The sequence below is a fragment of the Cetobacterium sp. 2G large genome (genome assembly GCF_014250655.1).
GTDB lineage: Bacteria > Fusobacteriota > Fusobacteriia > Fusobacteriales > Fusobacteriaceae > Cetobacterium_A > Cetobacterium_A somerae.
Genome location: NZ_JACHTH010000007.1, coordinates 1 through 20,564, shown reverse-complemented (window position 1 = coordinate 20,564; position 20,564 = coordinate 1). Strand labels below are relative to the sequence as shown.

At 27.3% G+C, this 20,564-nt stretch carries 17 protein-coding genes and 1 tRNA gene; 7 read left to right on the top strand and 11 right to left on the bottom strand.

What is annotated here, in order from left to right:
* Positions 1–5: 5 nt before the first annotated feature.
* The gene (gene mglB, locus H5J23_RS10785; protein WP_185892227.1) at positions 6–989 is read right to left on the bottom strand and encodes a galactose/glucose ABC transporter substrate-binding protein MglB; all 984 of its coding nucleotides are present in this window, start codon (positions 987–989) and stop codon (positions 6–8) included.
* Between the two features lie 185 nt (positions 990–1,174).
* Between mglB and H5J23_RS10780 the strand changes: the two genes are divergently transcribed.
* Positions 1,175–1,251 (top strand) — tRNA-Arg (locus tag H5J23_RS10780).
* Positions 1,252–1,258: 7 nt separating this feature from the next.
* Here H5J23_RS10780 and H5J23_RS10775 read toward each other — a convergent pair.
* Together H5J23_RS10775 and H5J23_RS10770 are read right to left on the bottom strand one after the other, a co-directional pair.
* Entirely contained in the window at positions 1,259–2,029 is a 771-nt protein-coding gene (locus tag H5J23_RS10775; protein ID WP_185892225.1) for a homocysteine S-methyltransferase family protein, read from the bottom strand.
* Between the two features lie 39 nt (positions 2,030–2,068).
* On the bottom strand, positions 2,069–3,052 hold the full coding sequence (locus H5J23_RS10770; protein ID WP_185892223.1) for a DNA-processing protein DprA: 984 nt from the start codon (positions 3,050–3,052) through the stop codon (positions 2,069–2,071).
* A 320-nt stretch (positions 3,053–3,372) separates the two neighbouring features.
* On the opposite strand from H5J23_RS10770, the gene H5J23_RS10765 reads away from it, so the two are divergent.
* Positions 3,373–4,695 (top strand): YjiH family protein, encoded by a 1,323-nt coding sequence (locus tag H5J23_RS10765; protein ID WP_185892221.1) that lies wholly within the window; start codon positions 3,373–3,375, stop codon positions 4,693–4,695.
* A 50-nt stretch (positions 4,696–4,745) separates the two neighbouring features.
* Here H5J23_RS10765 and H5J23_RS10760 read toward each other — a convergent pair whose 3' ends face one another.
* On the bottom strand, positions 4,746–6,071 hold the full coding sequence (locus H5J23_RS10760) for an MATE family efflux transporter (RefSeq protein WP_023049658.1): 1,326 nt from the start codon (positions 6,069–6,071) through the stop codon (positions 4,746–4,748).
* Positions 6,072–6,220: 149 nt separating this feature from the next.
* On the opposite strand from H5J23_RS10760, the gene H5J23_RS10755 reads away from it, so the two are divergent.
* Positions 6,221–6,970, top strand: coding sequence for a glucosaminidase domain-containing protein (locus tag H5J23_RS10755; protein ID WP_185892219.1), 750 nt, complete (start codon positions 6,221–6,223; stop codon positions 6,968–6,970).
* Between the two features lie 28 nt (positions 6,971–6,998).
* Here H5J23_RS10755 and H5J23_RS10750 read toward each other — a convergent pair whose 3' ends face one another.
* Positions 6,999–8,228 (bottom strand): GNAT family N-acetyltransferase, encoded by a 1,230-nt coding sequence (locus H5J23_RS10750; RefSeq protein WP_023049660.1) that lies wholly within the window; start codon positions 8,226–8,228, stop codon positions 6,999–7,001.
* 79 nt (positions 8,229–8,307) lie between these two features.
* Positions 8,308–9,483 (bottom strand): dicarboxylate/amino acid:cation symporter, encoded by a 1,176-nt coding sequence (locus tag H5J23_RS10745; protein WP_185892217.1) that lies wholly within the window; start codon positions 9,481–9,483, stop codon positions 8,308–8,310.
* 163 nt (positions 9,484–9,646) lie between these two features.
* On the opposite strand from H5J23_RS10745, the gene H5J23_RS10740 reads away from it, so the two are divergent.
* The gene (locus H5J23_RS10740) at positions 9,647–10,594 is read left to right on the top strand and encodes a potassium channel family protein (RefSeq protein WP_185892215.1); all 948 of its coding nucleotides are present in this window, start codon (positions 9,647–9,649) and stop codon (positions 10,592–10,594) included.
* Between the two features lie 48 nt (positions 10,595–10,642).
* Here the strand turns inward: H5J23_RS10740 and H5J23_RS10735 are convergent, their stop codons facing one another.
* Positions 10,643–11,884: a coproporphyrinogen-III oxidase family protein gene (locus H5J23_RS10735; protein WP_185892213.1), complete on the bottom strand. Its 1,242-nt coding sequence runs from the start codon at positions 11,882–11,884 to the stop codon at positions 10,643–10,645.
* Positions 11,885–12,023: 139 nt separating this feature from the next.
* A complete protein-coding gene (locus H5J23_RS10730) occupies positions 12,024–12,734 on the bottom strand; it encodes a MurR/RpiR family transcriptional regulator (protein ID WP_023049664.1) in 711 nt (236 codons plus the stop codon).
* 120 nt (positions 12,735–12,854) lie between these two features.
* On the opposite strand from H5J23_RS10730, the gene H5J23_RS10725 reads away from it, so the two are divergent.
* The gene (locus tag H5J23_RS10725; protein WP_185892212.1) at positions 12,855–14,069 is read left to right on the top strand and encodes a molybdopterin molybdotransferase MoeA; all 1,215 of its coding nucleotides are present in this window, start codon (positions 12,855–12,857) and stop codon (positions 14,067–14,069) included.
* Complete coding sequence (gene mobB / locus H5J23_RS10720; protein ID WP_185892210.1) at positions 14,062–15,156, top strand: molybdopterin-guanine dinucleotide biosynthesis protein B; 1,095 nt, start codon at positions 14,062–14,064, stop codon at positions 15,154–15,156. The genes H5J23_RS10725 and mobB overlap by 8 nt, the downstream gene beginning before the upstream one ends.
* Positions 15,157–15,172: 16 nt before the next feature.
* Here the strand turns inward: mobB and H5J23_RS10715 are convergent, their stop codons facing one another.
* Complete coding sequence (locus H5J23_RS10715) at positions 15,173–16,096, bottom strand: hypothetical protein (RefSeq protein ID WP_023049667.1); 924 nt, start codon at positions 16,094–16,096, stop codon at positions 15,173–15,175.
* A gap of 13 nt (positions 16,097–16,109) precedes the next feature.
* Complete coding sequence (locus H5J23_RS10710; protein ID WP_185892208.1) at positions 16,110–18,185, bottom strand: molybdopterin oxidoreductase family protein; 2,076 nt, start codon at positions 18,183–18,185, stop codon at positions 16,110–16,112.
* A 133-nt stretch (positions 18,186–18,318) separates the two neighbouring features.
* Here H5J23_RS10710 and H5J23_RS10705 point away from each other — a divergent pair, with 133 nt between their 5' ends.
* Positions 18,319–19,251, top strand: coding sequence for a L,D-transpeptidase (locus H5J23_RS10705; RefSeq protein WP_023049669.1), 933 nt, complete (start codon positions 18,319–18,321; stop codon positions 19,249–19,251).
* Positions 19,252–19,286: 35 nt separating this feature from the next.
* Here the strand turns inward: H5J23_RS10705 and H5J23_RS10700 are convergent.
* Positions 19,287–20,564: hypothetical protein (locus tag H5J23_RS10700; RefSeq protein ID WP_185892207.1), on the bottom strand; the 1,278-nt coding region annotated here is incomplete at its 5' end.

Genomic DNA, 20,564 nt, shown 5'->3' with positions numbered 1-20,564 from the left:
ACACACTACTTTTTAAAATCTTTTAAATTGTCTTTATCTACTCCTACATAAGGTACTCTTAATACTTTATCTTTTAATTCCCATTTTGTTCCTTCTGTAGGTTTTTTCCCTTCAGCTAAATTTTTTGCAATTTCGTATGTTGCTTGACCTTGGTTCATTCCATCATTAAGTACTGTTCCTGCAACATCTCCGTTTTCAACCATAACTAAAACTTCAGCTAAAGCATCTACTCCAAATACAGGAGTTTTTGCTTTTCCATTAGCTTTTAATGCTTCAACAGCTCCCATTGCCATTCCATCATTATTTGCAATTACAACCTCTATTTTTTCACCATTTGGACCTGATAACCATGCTTCCATTTTATCTTTTGCCATAGCAGCATCCCACATTCCAGTATCCATATGTAATTCTTGTGTTTTTATTCCTTTTTCATTTAAAGTTTGTGTTACATATGTTGTTCTAGCTTCTGCGTCTGGATGTCCAGGCTCTCCTTTTAAAAGAACATATTGTAATACTCCATCTTTATTTAAATCCCAAGCTGGATTTGCTGCCCAATGTTTAGCTATTACTTCCCCTTGAATAACTCCTGATTCTTTTGAATCTGTTCCTACATAGTAAGCTTTATCATAACTTTCCATATCTGCTTTAGACGGTTCTTTATTATAAAATACAACTGGAATATCTTCAGCTTTAGCTTTTTGGATTATTGTTGAAGCTGCTGCTGGGTCAACTAAGTTAATTGCTAATGCATCTACCCCTTTAGCAATTAAAACGTCTACTTGGTCATTTTGCTTAGATTGGTCATTTTGTGAATCGTTCATTAAAACTTCAACATTTTTATCGTTCTTTGCTACCTCTTCAATTCTTTGTCTAACTGTTGACATAAAATTATCATCATAACGATAAACTGTCACTCCAATTTTTGTTGGTGCTGCTGATGCCATTGTCGTAAGAGCTAATGCTCCTAATAAAACCGAAACTCTTTTCATAAAACCCCTCCAAAATTGTAATTATATGAAACATATTGTTAATTATACTTTATAATTAAACCCAATGTCAAGCATATGAAAAAACTAAAAAAGAAGTTTTTTTCCTAAGTAAAAAAACTTCTTTTTTATCGCTATTTTTTATCTTGACTTTTATTTTTTTATATGTTACATTCAAAATATAAAGTGTATCTGTAGCTCAGTTGGATAGAGCAACTCCCTCCTAAGGAGTAGGTCATGAGTTCAACTCTCGTCAGGTACACCATTTTATTTTAAAACTTTTCTAAAGTTTTTTTTAGTATTTTTATATGATTAAAATCTGTTCCACAACATCCACCAACAATATCAACTACATTTACTTTTAGTAATTCATTTATATCTTTTGTAAACTTTTCTATATCTCCATTAGAATTTGGATGAAATGATATCTTTAAATTTGTTTCTTTTTTAAATTTTTTTAATACTCCTATAATCTCTCTTGTTAATTCACTACAATTGATTCCTATTGATATAATATATTTATTCAAAAATTTTTCATATACATCTATAAGTTTTTCACCAGAATAAAGTTTCCCATCTTTATCAACTGCAAATGAAATCATAACAGGTTTTACTAACTTTTTGTCTTCCATTTGTTTTTTTAATAATTTTAAACTCTCTAATCCTTTATCTAAGTTATAAATCGTTTCAATCATAATAATATCTACATCACTATCCAAAATTCCATCTATTTGATCTTTATCTGGCAAACAAAAAGTTCCAATACTTTTTTTATTATACTTGTCAGCAACTTCTTTACAAATCTTTCCTCCTAATAGTGCATATTCATAAGCTTTCTCTTCGTTTTCTCCATAATTTTTCAAAGCTTCTTTAGAACAATTAAAAGTATTTGCCTTTAAACAATCCGCTCCTACCTCTACATATTTTTCATGTATCTCTTTTATTAATTCGGGTTTTGTACAATTTAATTTTTCTCTACATTTATCCTCTATTTTATATATATTTGAAATTGTTGTTCCCATAGCTCCATCTAATAAAATCATATCTAAAATACCTCCTTCTAATTTCTCCTTTATTATATCTCAAGAAAATTCAAAAGTAAAAAGAGTATTTGGTTTAGAAGTTAAAATTTTAATTAAATTTATATCAGAATAGGAACTTATAAACGTAACTTTAGATATATTTTTCATATTAAATATAGTTTGATTTATTTTTATATTTCTAATATAAACTCTCTTTTTTTCTGAAAAAGCCACTTTTAAAGTTGTTATAGTTCCACCTTTTTTTCCAGTTTCTAAAATTAATAGCTCTTCTGTTAAATAAGCTTGAATTCTATTTCTTTGAAGAAGATATATTCCTCTTACTTTTAAACTAGGAGGTATCTCAGATAAAATCGTTCCACCATTATCTAAAATTTCATTTGCTAAACTTAAATGTTCTTTTGGATAAATTTCACTTCCTAACCCTTGACCTAATATAGCTATATTTTTTATATTATATTTTAAAGTAATTTTATGTCCAATAAAGTCGCAACCAATAGCTAATCCACTTATATTGTATTTTAATTCTCTCCTCATATTTTTTATGACCTCTTCTGTAAATTCCTCTATATTTCTACCTTCAGGTTTTCTTGTACCCACTATACAAATCGAATTATCTAAACTGCTTGCATCTATTTCTTCCCCTTTATAATACAACACAAACGGCGGTATTTTACATAATCTCAATCTTTGAGGATAATTTGAACAAAAATATGTAATAAACTTTATGTTGTCTTTATCCATTATTTTTTTCTCTTCCTCTATTTGTTTTCTTAAGTTTTTCAACATCTTAAAATCACTAAAAAAGATTTTTATTTTTTCTTTTTCTGCTCCATCTTTTAATATATTTATAACCTCTAATGCTTCATTATAATTTCCATTTAATATATTTATTCCTAATTCACTAGATTTTTTAAAAATTCTAAATAGATATTCAGGTGAAAAAGCTAAAATATCTATTTTTCCAACATTTATAACCATCGAACCTATCATTGACCATAAAATCATATCATCTTTCGAATACATAACTTTCTCGCCTCCACATTTTGTATTTATAAAGATAAATACTTAAAATTATATTTTAACCTTTTTATTTATTTTATTTTTTTCTTTACAATCTCTTTTATTTAATGTATACTTAACTGACAATTTAAACAGAGGTTAGTTCACTTATATGTTTTGAGCCTAAGGCCGATGGCGATGACGACATGTTCCTGTGAATTAAGTATTACGAAGCTGCCATAGTAATACGCTTAATAATATAAGTTCTCAATTCAGGCATACTTTTATTTAAAGTATGTTTTTTTATTTGGCAGAAATTTTATAATTTCTGGAGGTTTTTTATAATGGCAATACTAAAATTTGGTATTTATTCTTTCATAGGGCTTTTAGCATTCTTAGCTCCTATTACAATTGGTGGTGAATCATCTATTATTATGGGTCACCTTAAAAACTTTGTTCTAAATAATTTTTCAAGTTGGGTTAATTTCTTAATAATGTTTTGTTCTGTTATTACTATTACTGGAACAACTCTTGGATTTATCAAAAAAAATTTTAAAGAACAATACTTAAATGATTTATTCGTTACAGATAAATTAAGTGGAATTTTAAGAATTGGTGGTTCTTTTATGTTCATTTTAATCTCACTTGGACTTGCACCTGAATTTTTAAGTAATGAGAACACTGGTGGATTAATGGCTGGAGATATGATTCCACCTCTTATGGTTACTTTTTTTATAGGGGTTATGCTTATGCCACTTCTTACATCTTTTGGATTAGTCGAATTTATTGGAACTTTAATTGCTCCAATTATGAGAAAAATATTTAAAGTTCCTGGATATGCCGCTATCGATGCTCTTGCGTCATTTCTTGGAGATGGAACTATTGGAATTGTAGTTACAGATCAACAATACCAAAAAGGATATTACACTCAAAGAGAAGCTGCAATTATCGCAACATCATTCTCAATAGTAGGAATATCTTTTGCTGCTGTTGTTGCTGATTTATTAAAATTCTCTAAAATATTTTGGATATTTTATGGAACTATTGCTTTTTCAACTATAATTGCTGGATTTATAATCGCTCGATTACCTTTAAAAAAATTCAGAAATGAATACTACGAAGGTAATAAAGTTGATGATAGTGGAGCTAGAAGTTTTGCTGAAGCTCTTCATTTAGCAACTACTACAGCTGGAAAAGCATCTGAAAAAGAGATTGTTGTGGATTCTCTTTTTAAAGTATTAGTTATCTATGTAACTTTTATTCCTGTTATTATGTGTGTTGGATCTATTGGTTTAGTTATTGCAGAAAATACTAATTTCTTCAATATTTTATCTATGCCTTTAATGCCTATTTTAAGAGGATTAGGATTTACTCATGAAGTAGCATCACAAATGGCTCCTGCTATGATTGTTGGTTTCTCTGATATGTATTTACCTGCTTTATTTATTGAAAATACAACAAGTGAAGTAGCTAGATTTATAGTTGGAACTCTTTCTTTTGCACAATTGATATTCCTAAGTGAAACTGGTATGATTCTTGTTAATTCGAAAATGGGATTCTCTATATTAGATGTCGCTAAATTCTTTATTTTAAGAACTGCTATTACATTCCCTGTTATCTATTCAATAGCTATGATACTTGTTAAATTTGGAATTTTAAGCTATTAATTTAAATAAAAAAAGCAGCTTACATTATTTTGTAAGCTGCTTTTTTATTTCTAAACAAATCCTTTAGCCATCCATTTTTTAGTTTTCCAACGCCATAACATTGCAAAACCTCTTATCCATTCATCTGTTCCATTAGCTATCCATACTCCAACCAAAGCCCATTCCATTCTTATTCCTAATAACCACGATAATGGTGCAGCTACTCCAAGCATAACTATACACCCCATTATCATTGGGAACTTTATATCTCCTGCTGCATGAAGTGCATTTATAACTACAATATTAAACGTTCTTCCAGTTTCTATAAAAATTAACCACGGAAATACTTTCGCTGTTGCTTTCACAACTTCCATATCTTTAGTAAATAATTCCATTATTTGAAATCTTAAAAAATAAACTATAACTGAAACTAATGCCGCGGCTATAAAAGATAGTGTTAAGCTTTTCATACATTGATTATACGCTCTATCTTTATCTCCTGCTCCCACAAGTTGCCCTACTTGTATTGCTGTTCCATGTCCTAAAGCAATGGAAAAAATCATAATAAAGGAAGAGATTAATGCTAAATATGTTCTTGCTGTAATCTCAATTGTTCCCATTGTATTTACCATAGCTAAAATTATAACTTGTGTTAAACTCCACGTTAAATGTTCTCCTGCTGTAGGAATTCCAATAGATAAAATTTGCTTAACTTTTTCATGAGTAAATTTCTTCAAATCTTCTACAATTTTAAATTTACAATAATTTGTCATTACAAGTAATGAAATTATCGCACCTATAAATCTTGAAAAAACTGTGGATAATCCAACGCCAGTTACACCTAGAATTGGTGCTCCTAGCCACCCAAAAATAAACATTCCATTTCCTAAAATATTTAATAAATTAACTCCAACATTTACAAATAGCATAGGCTTTGTATTTCCATAGCTTTTTAATATAGCTCCATTTGTAAGAGAGATTGCTTGAAATATACATAGTCCACCTACTAATTTAAAATAATTCATACCAATCTCTCTAAGACTCAATGGTAATTTTATCTTTACTAAAATCCATTCCCATGCAACTAAATATATTAATCCTAAAACTGCACCAATAACCACATTCATTACTAAAGAAGCTGCTATTACCTCCTTTGTAGATTTATGATTTTTTGCACCTACATATTGAGACATAAGAATTGTTGTTCCTAAACAAATAAAACTAAGAATTGTATTTTGAATAAGCAAAACTTGACTCATTCCCCCAACTGCTCCAACAGCTTTATCACTAAATCTTCCTAACATTATGGTATCAATATTTCCTACTACAGTAACTAATAACAGTTCTAAAAATATTGGAATTGTTATTGAAAATAATGATTTTTTTTGCTCTAACATCTATTGCCCTCTCCTACCATGATTTAATATTTTATATCGTTTTATTATACTATACCTTTAGCTCCGTGTAAATTTTTTATTGATTTTTAATGTATCATCATGTATAATCTAACGTATATTAAAATTATTATATTGATAAAGGAGAAGCTATGTTAAAAAAATTAGTTATTAGTATGCTCGTTTTTTTCCTTTATTCATCTTTTTCATTCTCTATTGATAGGGATTTTCATATCCCACACGAAATTAAATATAAAACTATCGAAGTAAAAACATTAAAAGATTTAGAGAATAAACCTACTGGAAATCATGTTTACTCTTTAGATGGATTAGATTTAAAAAAATTAAGCGTACGTAGTAGAAAAGAAGTTTTTATTTCAATGCTCCTGCCTAGTATTGAAATTGTAAACAAAGAAATTGATAGAGATATTTCTATCATAGAAACATTATCTAAAAAAAATTCTCATACTTCTGAGGAAAAAAAAGAATTAGATAGAATTTTTAATTCTTATAAAGTTTCAGCTTATAATTGGTCTGAGCTTAAAAAAAGAATGATTAAATACCCTACATCACTTATTCTTTCGCAAGCAGCTATTGAAAGTGGTTGGGGAACATCAAAGGTTTTTAAAGAGAAAAATAATCTTTTTGGTATGAATGCTTATAAACATACAAATCGTACTTACAAAGAGTATGACTCTATTAAAGACTCTGTTAAAGATTTTGTTCTAACTCTTTCTAGAGTTAATGCTTACAAATCACTTAGAACTAAAGTTCACGCAGGTGAGCCCCCAGAAAAGATTGCACATGGCTTAACTAGTTACTCTGAATTAAAGGGTGCATATATAAAAAAGGTGCAAACAATGTTAAAACATAATGATTTTGAAAAATATGATGATGCATAAAAAAAGTCTGCAATTAAGCAGACTTTTTTTAATTCAATAAACAATCTAAATGAATAATAACATTTTTTACTAACGGAAAATCCTCTTTTATAGAATTTTCTAAGTCATCTGATATTTTATGTGCATTATAAACACTCATATTTTTGGGAACTCTTATATGTAGCTCTAAAAATATTTTATCACCAGATTTCCTCATCATAATATCATGAACATTTTTTATATCTGTATTTTCATATATATATTTTTTTATCTCTTCAATAAATTCCATATCTTGTTTATCTAAAATAGTATCTGTCGTTTCTAGTATTACACTAACTCCTTCTTTAAATATCAATACAGCAACCAATATACTTATTATTAAATCGAATATTGGATTTACATAAATAGATAATAAAATTCCTAACACTACACCAAGAGATGCAAATATATCATTTCTACTATCTTTGGCATCTGCTATCAAAGCACTGTTTTCAGTTTCTAACCCTACCCTTATTTTCTGTTTATACATAAAATATTTTACAACTGATGAAAATAAAGCAAAATAAACTGTTAACATTTCAGGAACTTCTCTTTTTTCGCCTGAAAAAAGAATTTCTACTCCTCCCTTTCCTAACTCAAAAGCTGTAAGTATCATAAAAATTCCCATTATTACTCCAATTACACTTTCTATCTTTTCGTGTCCAAAAGGATGTGATTCATCCTCCGGTATATTACTAAAATGAATTCCTAATAAAATACCACTAGACGTTACAACATCTGAAAGCGAATTAAATCCATCTGCTAATAATGCTCTTGATTTTCCTATATATCCAAAGCCTATTTTTGTAGTAGCTAAAATTATATTCCAAAATATGGATGCTATTACTGTTTTTTGTCCTTCCTTTTTTCTAAAATCTTTATTTTCTACATCCTCTATTACAAACTCTCCATCCTCTTTCTTTTTAAACCCAATCTTTATTAAAAAATCTGAAATTGAATTATCTTTACCTACAATTAAATTTCCTTTTTTTATTTTTTTATTAATAATAAAAAGTAAAAGTTTTGTTCCATAAGATTTAAACCTTTCATCTTTTTTTACAAAAATTCTTTTCAACTTATAATTATTCTCGTTTTTTTCTAATAAAATATATGCTATAATTTCATTTTTATTTTCTATAGTATAATACAACCCATCTTTATCTAAAGAAAAATTCTTATCTAACTCTTTAAATTCTTCAAGTTTATTTTCTATATCCTCATATATATAACTCTTATACATCTCTCCTCCGCAAAACAATGATTAGAATATTATATAAAAAAAACTCTCCTTTTACAAGTCTGGAGAGTTTTTTATTTTTTTAATTTTGTAGACTTTTATCTTTTTTAAAAATCCCATTTAATATCAGTGCTAAAGCTCCATCTCCTACAACATTACAAGCCGTTCCAAAGCTATCTTGTAAAGCAAATATTGTTAGCATAAGAGCTATTCCAGTATCATCAAATCCTAATACTGATGATATTATTCCAAGTGATGCCATAACTGTTCCTCCAGGAACTCCAGGAGCACCTATTGCAAATATACCTAATAAAACTACAAATAATACCATTGTTCCTACTGAAGGAAGTGTTCCATATAGTACTTGAGAAACTGTCATTACAAAGAAAACCTCTGTTAAAACTGATCCACATAGATGAACCGTAGCTCCTAATGGAATTGCAAAGTTAGCTATATCATCATCTAAACTCTTTGATTTTTTAGCACATGATAATGCTACTGGTAAAGTTGCTGCTGAAGACATCGTTCCTACAGCTGTTAAATATGCCGGTCCATAAAACTTCAATAGATTTAATGGATTTTGCTTTGATACAGCTCCACCTATTGAATATAAAATAGACAACCATATAAAGTGCCCTACTAAAACAATTACAACGACTTTTAGGAATATTGGTAGTTGTTTTGTTATACTACCTTCATATGCAAGTGTTGCAAAAGTTGTTGTTATAAAAAATGGTAGTATTGGAATTATAATCTTGTAAACTATTGACAAAATAACATTATTAAACTCATCTAAAGCAGCTTCTAATTTTTTAGAATCTGTCCATACTATTGCTAATCCTAAAAATAAAGCTAAAACTAAAGCTGACATAACAGAAAGTACTGGTGGTATATTTAACTTAAATATCATTGGTGGTAGTGTTTTCAAACCATCTACTACTGTTAATATATTTAACATTGGGATAATCATATACCCTGAAAGCATTGAAAATATAGCTGCTCCTAGTGATGATAGATATGCTAATATTAACATAGCTACTAACATTTTACTCGCATTAGCTTTCATTTTCGTTATAGCAGGTGCTATAAACCCTAAAATAATCAATGGAACTGTAAACGAAATAATTTGACCTAAGATAAATTTAATAGTTTGAATTACTCCAATTACCGGTTCATTAGAAAACAATCCAATAATTAATCCTATGATAACTCCAACAATTAATTTTAATATTAAGTTATCTTTTTTTTCTTTTGACATTTGTTCTCCCCCTTTAAATTAATTTATTAATCTCTTCCTACTTTTCAAGTTTATTACTCTTTGTTCTAATTGTCAAATATTTCTTCTATAATTTTTAAAGGAAATTAAAAATCTTTCGGTAAGTGTTGAATAGAAAATATTTTTTTGGAGGATACTTAAAATTATGATAAATTATAAAAATTTTTTCTCAAAACTAATAGAGAATATCAAGAACATAAAGAATATCAAAAATATTAACGATTTAAAAAAAGAACAAATACGTACTTTTTCTTTAATTCTTTCAATTTTATTTACAGCTTGGGAACTTTATACTTCGAACACAATAAACTCATCTAGAGAATTTATTGTTAGCAGTTTTATAATGATAATATCTATGTTTTTTATTATATATCCCTTTATATACTTTTTTAGACCTAAATTAAAAATATTTTTGAGCAACCACACTATTTTTTCTATTTTTTTAATTTTGTATTTTATTTTATTAATTCCAATTTTAGGTGGAATTGATTATATATTTTTAAATATATTTTTAGGTAGTTTTATTATTAAGTTTTTACATATTATTTCTATTTTGGTATCAATGTCTTTAATAATTATTATAGTATCCAAACAATTTATTATGCTAATAAATAAAAAAAGGCAAATTAAAGGATTAGATATTCTTACAACATTTTTAACATACATAACCTTAGGATTAGCTTTTGGTTCTTTCTATTATATTTTAAATCTAATGGCACAAAACAATCTTTTTATAGGTGTTGATAAACCCTCTACATTTAATTTAGAAAATTTCCTTAATCATCTTTATATTAGTTTAGGAAGTCTTACAACTGTTGGTTCTGGAAGTATCTCTCCTTTAAATGCATATATACGATTGCTTTGTGTTTTAGAAACCATCTTAGGAATCTTTTTAACAAGTTTTTCTCTTGGATTTATTTTTTCAGCTCTTGGCGCTACATTACCACCTACTTCCCAAGAAGAGAATACTACCGATGTCCAGATAACTACTAATATTCCTACAAAAAAATTCCCTTTATTTTGGGGAACAATCGATTTTCTTAAAAAAATAAAATCAGATTTAGATGATATTGAAAACACTTCAACAAATTAAATAAAATAATATAGGCATAAGAATTTTTTGAATTCTTATGCCTATTTTTTATAATCTATTTTCAAGGTATTTTTCAACTAAGAGTGCGGATATATTATTCCCCCAAAATATTCCTTTCTTTGTATATCTATAAAGATTTTTTTCTCTATCTATAGATATATATCCAGTTTTTTCTAACTCTTTTAGAACCTCATATATTTCATTATATTTTTCCTTCACTATATTACTTAACTTTTCTAGTTGAACATCTTCATATTGGGTGATACCTGATATTTTCTTTAATTTCATCACATCTTCTGTATCTAAGGAATAAAATGAAACTAATCTATTTAAATGGTACAACTCTATATTTTGAACTCTTCCCCCTGCTCCTATTCCAATTGGAATTAAATCTTTTAATTTGTGGACATTTCTGATGTACTTATATAAATCTGTTCCTTTTGTTAATTTAGTATGCTCTAAAACTTTATAACCACTCTCCAATAAAAAGTCTAAAAATGCATCATGCAATTCTTTATCTCGTTCAGTTTTATAATCAAAGTTTTTCTCTCCAGAATTTAAATCTTTTGATATTTCAGATCCATCATGAATCATTAAAGAATAATAACTTACACTATCAGGAGATATTTCTGATACAATTCTAGCATCCTCTTTAACTTCTTCAATACTTTGATCTAAATAATTGTATATAATATCTAAACAAACTAATCCTTGAAACTTTGCTTTAATTTCTTTTAGTCTTTTCTTTACAAAGTCTTGATCATAGGTTCTATTCAGCAATTTTCTACCTCTATTTGAAAAAGTCTGTATACCTATACTCAATCTATTAACTCCATACTTTTTCATAACTTCTAACTTTTCCCAAGTTAAATTATGAAGTGTCGTTTCAAATGTAAATTCATAATCTTCTCTCAAAGGAAATACCTCTCTTAAAGTTGATAAAACTACTTCAAGCTGATGAGGCTTCAATATTGTAGGTGTTCCTCCTCCAAAAAATATTACTGAAAATTTCTTTTTCTGTATATAAATTTTGTTTCTATACTTATTTATTTCTTTCACTAAAAATTTTGTATAATCCTCTAAATCATTATCTAACTGTTTCCTATTCATATTACAAAATGAACAAATTTTATCACAAAAGGGTACATGTACATATATTCCACCATCTAAATCTTCTGATTCCTTTTCCATCAATCCCCAATATGACTGTGGTAATCTTAATTTTCTTTTACTTTTAGACAAAATTATATCCTTAACATCGTGATGTGATTTATATCTTATTTTAAACACTCTCATCCCCCTCTATTTTTTATATAAAATTAAAAATATTTGATTTTCAAATTAAAAGTTGATTTAATTATAATGATTTATTCTAATTTTGTCAATTTAATTAATCTAAATAAAAAATGGAAGAATAAATCCTCCATTATTATTTTAAGTATTCTTCTACTAATTCTTCAAAAAATAATATAGTATTTCCAAAGAAATCATTCTTTTCTAAATTTCTATCATCTAATAAATTACTATTTTTTATTACAAAACTTAATTCAGCTAACTCTTCCATACTACTATTCTTAACTCCCGTTAAAACTATTACAGGAACTTCCTTTAATTTAGCCTTTTGGCACAAATTTAAAATTGCTGCTGTCTCTCCCGATTTTGAAACTACTATTAATACAGGTTTTTCTTCATAATCTCTTTCTACATTCTCCATATATTCTGACATCATAGAAAAATAGCCAATTACCATTAATTTATCCGATATATATTTTGCAATAGGATTTGAAAAACCCACTCCATGAACAAAAATTGGTTTATTTTTTTTTCTTTTCAAAATGTTTTTAAACTTCATTCCTTTTTGTAAAGAAAAATCCAAACAATAATTTTCTGTAACACTCTTTTTTTCTAAACTTGATTTTAAAGTTAATTCTAATCTATAAACCATGTCTATAAATCCCTTATACCCTAATTTTTTGGATAGATTCATAACTACTGAAGTTGATGCAAAACACTCTTTTGCCACTCCTCTAACACCAATCTCCAAAGCTTTATCTATATTATTTACTATATAACTTAATGCTAACTCTTCTGATTCTGTTAAATTATATCTTTCACCTAACTTATATATATCTATCTCCATATTTTATTCCCCCAGTTTTTATTCTATTATATCATAATTTTTAAATACTTTTTTTCCATATTTTATGCTATATTATTAAAAAGAAATTATTTAATTAAATTTATGCGAGGTGTTATTAATATGGAGCAAATTAGCTTAGAGTACGCCCTTGAAACTCTATTAAAACAAATACAACCCTTAAACACTGTTGAAGAAAAATATATTTTAGATAGTTTAGGTTTTGTCTTAGCCGAAGATATCTTCTCCCCTTTGAACAATCCTCCATTTAATCGTTCTCCTCTAGATGGTTTTACTTTAAATAGTAATGATAGTATAGGAGCTACTAAAGAGAATCCTGTAACTTTTAATGTTATATCTGAAGTTTTTGCAGGAGATTTCTGTAATAAAAAACTTTCTTCGAAAGAAGCTTTTAGAATAATGACTGGAGCACCTATCCCTGATGGATGTAATTGTGTTATTAAGCAAGAAGATGTTGTTTTTAATGAAGAAACTAAAGCTTTATATATTACTAAAGAACTTAAACCATTTGAAAACTTTTGCTTCTTAGGTGAAGATTTAAAGGTTAATGATCTTGTGGTAAAAAAAGGCGAAATAATTACATATAATCATATTGGAGTATTTGCCTCTTTAGGGATTAATACTATTAAAGTTTTTAAAAAACCTAAAGTTGGAGTTTTAAGTTTAGGAAGCGAACTAACTATGCCTGGAAAAACTCTAGAAAAAGGTAAGATTTATAATAGTAATCTTTTCACTCTTATTAGTAAATTAAAATATTTAGGAGTTGAGGGAGTCATGTATCCTCCAATGAGTGATGACTCAACATTAGTTTCAAACTTTATATCCAAAGAACTTAAAAATATAGATCTATTGATAACTACAGGGGGTGTATCTGTTGGAAAAAAAGATATTATGCATGATGTAATAAAAGAACTTAACGCTAATAGACTTTTTTGGAAAATTAATATCCAACCTGGAACTCCCGTTTTAGCATCTGAAAAAGATGGAAAATTAATACTTTCTCTTTCTGGAAATCCTTTTGCATCTTTAGTTAATTTTGAACTTTTAGGAAGACCAATTTTATCTAAACTTAGCTCTAATAGTATAAAAAATACATCTATTGTAGAAGCGGAAGTTAAAGGTGGATTTAATAAAAAATCTTCTAAAAGACGTTTTATTAGAGGATACTTCAAAGAGGGGTATATATATTTAAATGATCAAAAACATTCTTCAGGAACTATATCATCTCTTATTGGAAAAAATGCTATTGTTGAAATTTTACCAGGAACACCATGTTTAAACGAAGGAGATAAGGTTACGGTGATTTTAATTGATTAAAATTAAAGATATTAATGTTTTAATTTTAGCAGGTGGAAAAGGTAGTCGAATGAACTATTGCAATAAGGCTTTATTGAAATATAACAACGAAACTTTTTTAAATCGACTAAACCATCTTTTTTGCGATTTTAGTAAAATTTATCTATCCTTAAATAGTGAACAGGATATTTCTACAGATAATTTTATTAGAATTGATGATGATTATAAAGAGATTGGTCCTATATCTGGTTTGTATAAGGGTATTTTAGAAAGTGACTTAGATTATATTTTTACTGTTCCATGTGATGTTCCGAACCTAACTAAAGATTTTATCGAATATATAACTAGTTTCGTTTCACCTTATCATGACGCTTTTATAGTTAGAGATAAAGATGGATTTATTCATCCTTTACTTGGAATTTACACTAAAAAATCTCTTCCTATAATTAAAGATGCTATTGATAATGACGATTTTAAAGTTTTAAATCTAATGAATAAACTTAATATTAAATTTATTGATTTAAAATATACTATTTTTGATGATAAAAACATCTTAAAAAACATTAATACTCCAGATGATTACAACTCCTTAATTAAAAATAAAAAAACTAATTTTTTTGCAATTTCTGGGGTTAAAAATTCTGGAAAAACAACTTTGATTACAAAACTTTTAAAAAAATTTCTAGAAAATGGTTTTAAAGTTGGAACTATAAAACATGATGGTCATGATTTTCAAATGGATAATCTTGATTCAGATACTGATAAACATATAAAATCAGGTGCATTAGGAACACTTATTTTTTCAAAAAGTAAATATATGTTTTTAGAAAATTCTATTGAAAAAGATTTGAATTTCTACTTAGACTTCTTCAAAAATTATGATTTCATAATTCTAGAAGGCTTTAAAAATAGTTCTTATCCTAAAATAGAAGTTATTCGAAAAGAAGTGTCTAATATTAGTCAATCTAATAAAAATAATTTAAAATTTTTAGTAAGTGATTTAGATTTTATTGAGAATGGAGAAAATTTAGATATTATAGATATTAATGACATTGATAATATTTTTGAAAAATTAATCGATATAATAAGAAAGGATGACCTAATATAATTTAGGTCATCCTCTTTTAATCTTTCTTAAAAAAATAAAATTCTGAAAATCTATAAATTGTATATAAAACAGAGATTGTTGTTATAATAATTTCAATCCAAGCTATAAAAGAAAAACTGGGGTATAACTTACCAAATCTAGTTGCTGCAGTGACACTTATCGTTAAAGGGAATGTAAAAGCTGCAAATGTTGGTGCAAAAGGTAGTGTTTTAGCTCGAAGAACTCCTATCCATGCTGTAAACGTTCCTGTAAAAGCTGCTATTGCTAATAAACAGGCAACCGTTTGATTAACTTCAAATATTCCACTTAAATATCCAGCTAATAAAAGATTTACCGGAGCAGCCACAACAGGAATAGTAATTTTATATTTATTTTCAAATCCTAATCTTATTCCACGTATGATTATAATTGGTAACAATGCTATCACTGAAATAAGTCCTATCCACCAAAATGATTTAGCCCAAGGATCAAACCCCATATTTTTAGCAGTTACAGCTACTGTTATTATTCCTCCGTAAGTTACAAACCATCCAAAATGAAACTCTAAAAGTTTTCCTAACTTAATTCTATAATATGTAAATGTAAACCAAATAATAAGATGAACTAAAGAAGCTATGAACCAAATTAATCTTCCTATTTCTGGATTATATCTATATACATATGTTGAAATTATCAAAATTGCCATATCTAACGAAGTGACAACAGCTCCTCTCATAGTATCTTGTATATCATCTAAAAATGAACTATAACAAAATATAATTTTTGAAATATAAGTAATAACTAAAACTAAAGAGATTAAAATTGTACCTAAAAATATAGATTCTCCATACTTATAACCTAACCCCTCCCATGCTGAACCTAAACCAACTATACCTAGTCCTAAAGCTGAGGCTCCTGAAGGATACTTTTTTAATTTTTCTATTAAACTATTTTCTGCCATAAAGCCTCCTAATTTAAATTTTCTTTATAGATACTGTTGCATATTTATAAGATGGCTCTTTTGAATACGGATCATACAGAGAATCTGTTAGTCTATTTGCCACATTATAGTGCATAGATATAAAAACTTGTCCTGCTACTACTTCATCACTTACTTTAACTTTTATATTGCAATTTCCATTTTTAGATGATACTAAAACTAAATCTTCATCCTTTACTTTCAAATTATCTGCATCTTGCTGACTTATTAGTAAATAGTCCTCCTTTGGGTATGTATGTTGTACTATTGGCATATTCCTTGTTCTTGTTAATGTATGCCAAAGACCTACTCCTCCTCTTCCTGTAATTAAATAAAACGGATACTGCTCATTTGGAAGCTCTGGATATTCTTGTGGAGTTTCAAATATAAATTTTCCTTTTTTATTTTCTGTATAAAAATTATAATCTTCAAATAATATTCTATAATCATTTTCTAAATTTTCTTTATATCTTAAAGGCCATTGAACTCCATTACTATTTTTTAAATTGTCATATTCAACTCCTGTTATATCACAAGGCATCCCTTCAGATATAGCCTTCATCAAATTAAAAGCATCTTTAGGAGTCTTCCATTTATCTAATTTTAATTTGTCATTTAACCCTAAAGCTTTTCCAATTTCTAGTATTATTTCGTAATCGCTTTTTATTCCTTCAGGAGGTTCAACCACTTTTTGAACTGCCCCAAGTCTTCTCTCAGTATTTATAAAAGTTCCTTCTTTTTCTAGAGATGTCGCTGTCGGTAAAAATAAATCTGCCTCTTTTGCTGTTTCTGTATCATAATATATGTCTTGTACTACTAGGAAATCAATTTTTGAATTAAAATTTTCCATAAGTGTATTGTGTGGATAAGATACCATTGGATTAGTTGCTATTATCCAAAGTCCCTTAATATCTTTTGTTTCTACCTTTTCAATAATTTCATTAAATGCTAATGTTGCTCTTGTTGGAATTATCTCATCTTGTATTTCTAAAATATCTCTTATTATTTTTCTATCATTTTCTGAATTAAATTTCCTTCCAGCAAAAAGACAAGTTTCTGCACTATAAAGTCTAGAACCCATAGCATTACATTGCCCAGTTAAGGAGTTGGGCCCACACCCTTCTTTTCCAATAGCTTTTATTAAAAAACAAATATTTATTATTGCTTCTGCTGTTCTTGTAGCCTCATAACTTTGATTTACACCCATCGTCCACCAAAACGACACCTTTTTTTTATTATGTATTTTTTCTGCTAATTCTATTAATACATTATCTTTTATTCCACAACTATCTTCTAATTTATCTAAAGTATATTCTGATACAAATTTTTTAAACTCATCAAAATTCTCTATTTTATTTCTCACAAATTCTATATCTATATAGTTTTTTTCAATTAAATAGTTAGCTAAAGTATAAAGTAAACATAAATCTCCTTTTAATTTTACAGGTATCCACATATTAGCCATTTTTGCTGTTTCTGTTTTCCTAGGATCAATCACTATTATTTCTGCCTCTTTATTCTCTTTTCTTAATCTCCACCATGGAACTGGATGACTAATAGCTGGATTTGCTCCTATAAAAATAGCTAACTCTGTTGTCATTAAATCATTCCAAGAATATGAAGGAGCATCAAATCCAAAAGATTGATTATAAGAAACTGCTGCTGTTGCCATACATAGTCTTGTGTTTCCATCTCCTTCCATTCCTAATCCAAATCTTCCTATATAACCTAAAATTGCCATCTCTTCTAAAGGTATCTGACCTGTACTTAAAAAAGCTAAAGATCCTCTTCCATATTTATTATTTATATCAATAAATTTTTCTGCAATAATTTCATATGCTTTTTCCCAAGAAATCGGATTCATTTTTCCTTCTTCATCCCTCAATAATGGCGAATTGATTCTATGTTCCATTGAATTTTGATAAGCTATGTTTCTTCCTTTTATACAAGCTAAACCTTTATTAACTGGATGTGTTATTACCGGTTTGCAAGACAATATATTATTATTTTCCACTTCAAACTCTAAATTACATCCAGTAGCACAAAAACTACATGTTGTTTGTATACTCATTCCTTTACCTCCACTTTTATTTATATTTTTTTATTCTTTTTTTTATTTTTTTTCCTTTAATTTAAATTTATAGAAGGAGAGTAGAAGATTATTTTGTAAAATAGTTTTAAATATATAAGGAGAGTGAGGTATTATGATAAAAATTTTCAATTTTAAAATATTCACAGTTTTTTTTCTACTCACATTATTTTCATTTTCTAAATCAGCAATTATTGAAAAAGAACTTTTATATGATAAGTATACTTTACCTGATACCTATATAATAAAAATAGGTGACAATTATACTCAACATAGAAGTTACGATTGGACAAAAATATCTAATATATTGGATAATATAGATAATTTTACTCATGATCAATATAATTTAGGATCTTTAAAAAATTATAAAAATGCAAATGGAAAACCTGGAGCAGCTATAAAAATGAAATCTCCTCCAGAATCTGATATATACGGTGTCCGAAGAAATCAAGGAATTCCCCTATATTCTGAAAGTAATTTAAATCAACCTGAAAGATATGCTTGGGATGGTAGTTTAGTAAAAATTTTATCACGAAATGGAAATTTTTCTAAAGTTCAAGTGAAAGATATTGACGGTACCTGGTATATTCCAAATAGATATATCGAGACCCTTTCAACTAAAAGATTTGATAAAATAATTATCATAAACCGAAGTTTCCAGAATGTTGTTACTCTTGAAAGAGTGGGTGGCATTTGGAAAATAAGAAGTAAAAATCCTATCACTACTGGCAAAGATAAGCTACCCTATAGTTATGCTACTCCATTAGGAGTTTTTGTAACTCAAAACAAATTAAAAAGAATGGATTATATGAAATTTGGAAATGAATCTGAACCTGGTGGTTATTCCCCTTATGCTACACGATTCTCTGGTGGTGGCTATTTTCATGGATTTCCTGTAGACCTTCCAAGAACGAGTATTATTGAATACAGCAATTCTTTGGGGTCTCTTCCTATTTCACACATGTGTGTTAGGTCTTCCGCTTCTCATGCTCAATTTGTATATAATTGGGCTGAAGTTGATAAGTCTTTATTCATAGTTATTGATTAAACCATATAAAAAGGGAACTTTTTTAAGTTCCCTTTTTATACTAATGTTCCATAATAATCTATAAATGTATACTGTTCCCATTTTCCTTTTACAACGTTTAAGACTCTACTATTGTTGTACTGAATTAAAATCTCTCTATTTTTTATTAATTTCTCTATATCCTCTTTAAATTTTTTATTTATTTCTTCTAGAGTTTTTATATTTAAAAACTTTATATACTCTTTAAGTCGATAGATAGTTTCATAATTTTGTGTTCCTCCATAATCTTTTAAGGACCAATAGCTTTCTAACTCCTTATCTAAATTATAATCTAGCTTTATATTTTTACTTAGAGTAAAATCTCCTATTTTATATTCCTCTTTATTCACTATATTTTTTTCTATAAACTCTCTTAAGTTATCTAATCCTCCATACCTCGTATAATAAAGATAACTCTGACTTATTTTTAAATATTGCTTATTTCTATTTTTTTCAAGTTCATTCTCTTGAAACATAATAAAAATAGGCAGATATATATCCAAAATATAGCTATAAATAAGTTCTTTTTTCGTTAATAATTTATCCTCTTTTTTTCTATAATATCTAGAATATCTTATACAATCTTCAACTATCTCTTCTAAATTTAATCCATCTAAAGTTAAATTTAATTGTTTTGATTTTAATATAATCTCTTCCTTGTAGAAATTATATACTTGCTCAAACCATCTTTGCATCCCAATAATAAACCCTGGGATATCATTCACTAGATTAAATAGAGCAATTTCTCCTATTATTAATGTTTCTCTTCTAAACTGCTTTTTAGAATATTCTCTAATAGCTTTTATTTTTCCCTTTGTATCATCTGTATAAAATATAATTTTATCAATATAATAAAGCTTTCTAAAGTCATCTATTAAAAAACTATCTAAATTAATATCTGTTTTTAAATCTTTTAATAATAAAATTTTATTTCTATTTAAATAATCAATTAATGTATTTGTATAACCTCTTTGATATTTATTTCCTAATCTATAAGTATTTTTATATTTTAAATATTCTACAAAAATATCTCCATTATTTTCATTTTCTAAATTTTTAAAATTAGAAATTAATATACTTACAATTGGAGTAAAAACTCTTTGATACCATACAATTGCTTTCTCAAAATTTTCCTCTCCCAAAAAGTAAAGATTTAAAAATTTCCTAACTTCCTCTCTTAGCTTTTTATAATTCTCCACTTTTGAACATTCTATATTACTTAAACCACTTTCTTTTTCAAAACTAAATCTTTCTCTTGAGAGTTTATCAATTTCTTCATTATTTTGAGAGAAAAA

Coding starts and splice junctions, on each gene's coding strand:
- H5J23_RS10750 (WP_023049660.1), bottom strand. CDS start 8,228: ATGTATAAGAGTTATATATATGAGGATATAGAAAATAAACTTGAAGAA.
- H5J23_RS10730 (WP_023049664.1), bottom strand. CDS start 12,734: ATGGAGATAGATATATATAAGTTAGGTGAAAGATATAATTTAACAGAA.
- H5J23_RS10725 (WP_185892212.1), top strand. CDS start 12,855: ATGGAGCAAATTAGCTTAGAGTACGCCCTTGAAACTCTATTAAAACAA.
- H5J23_RS10740 (WP_185892215.1), top strand. CDS start 9,647: ATGATAAATTATAAAAATTTTTTCTCAAAACTAATAGAGAATATCAAG.
- mglB (WP_185892227.1), bottom strand. CDS start 989: ATGAAAAGAGTTTCGGTTTTATTAGGAGCATTAGCTCTTACGACAATG.
- H5J23_RS10775 (WP_185892225.1), bottom strand. CDS start 2,029: ATGATTTTATTAGATGGAGCTATGGGAACAACAATTTCAAATATATAT.
- H5J23_RS10765 (WP_185892221.1), top strand. CDS start 3,373: ATGGCAATACTAAAATTTGGTATTTATTCTTTCATAGGGCTTTTAGCA.
- H5J23_RS10705 (WP_023049669.1), top strand. CDS start 18,319: ATGATAAAAATTTTCAATTTTAAAATATTCACAGTTTTTTTTCTACTC.
- H5J23_RS10710 (WP_185892208.1), bottom strand. CDS start 18,185: ATGAGTATACAAACAACATGTAGTTTTTGTGCTACTGGATGTAATTTA.
- H5J23_RS10715 (WP_023049667.1), bottom strand. CDS start 16,096: ATGGCAGAAAATAGTTTAATAGAAAAATTAAAAAAGTATCCTTCAGGA.
- H5J23_RS10760 (WP_023049658.1), bottom strand. CDS start 6,071: ATGTTAGAGCAAAAAAAATCATTATTTTCAATAACAATTCCAATATTT.
- H5J23_RS10755 (WP_185892219.1), top strand. CDS start 6,221: ATGTTAAAAAAATTAGTTATTAGTATGCTCGTTTTTTTCCTTTATTCA.
- H5J23_RS10770 (WP_185892223.1), bottom strand. CDS start 3,052: ATGTATTCGAAAGATGATATGATTTTATGGTCAATGATAGGTTCGATG.
- H5J23_RS10745 (WP_185892217.1), bottom strand. CDS start 9,483: ATGTCAAAAGAAAAAAAAGATAACTTAATATTAAAATTAATTGTTGGA.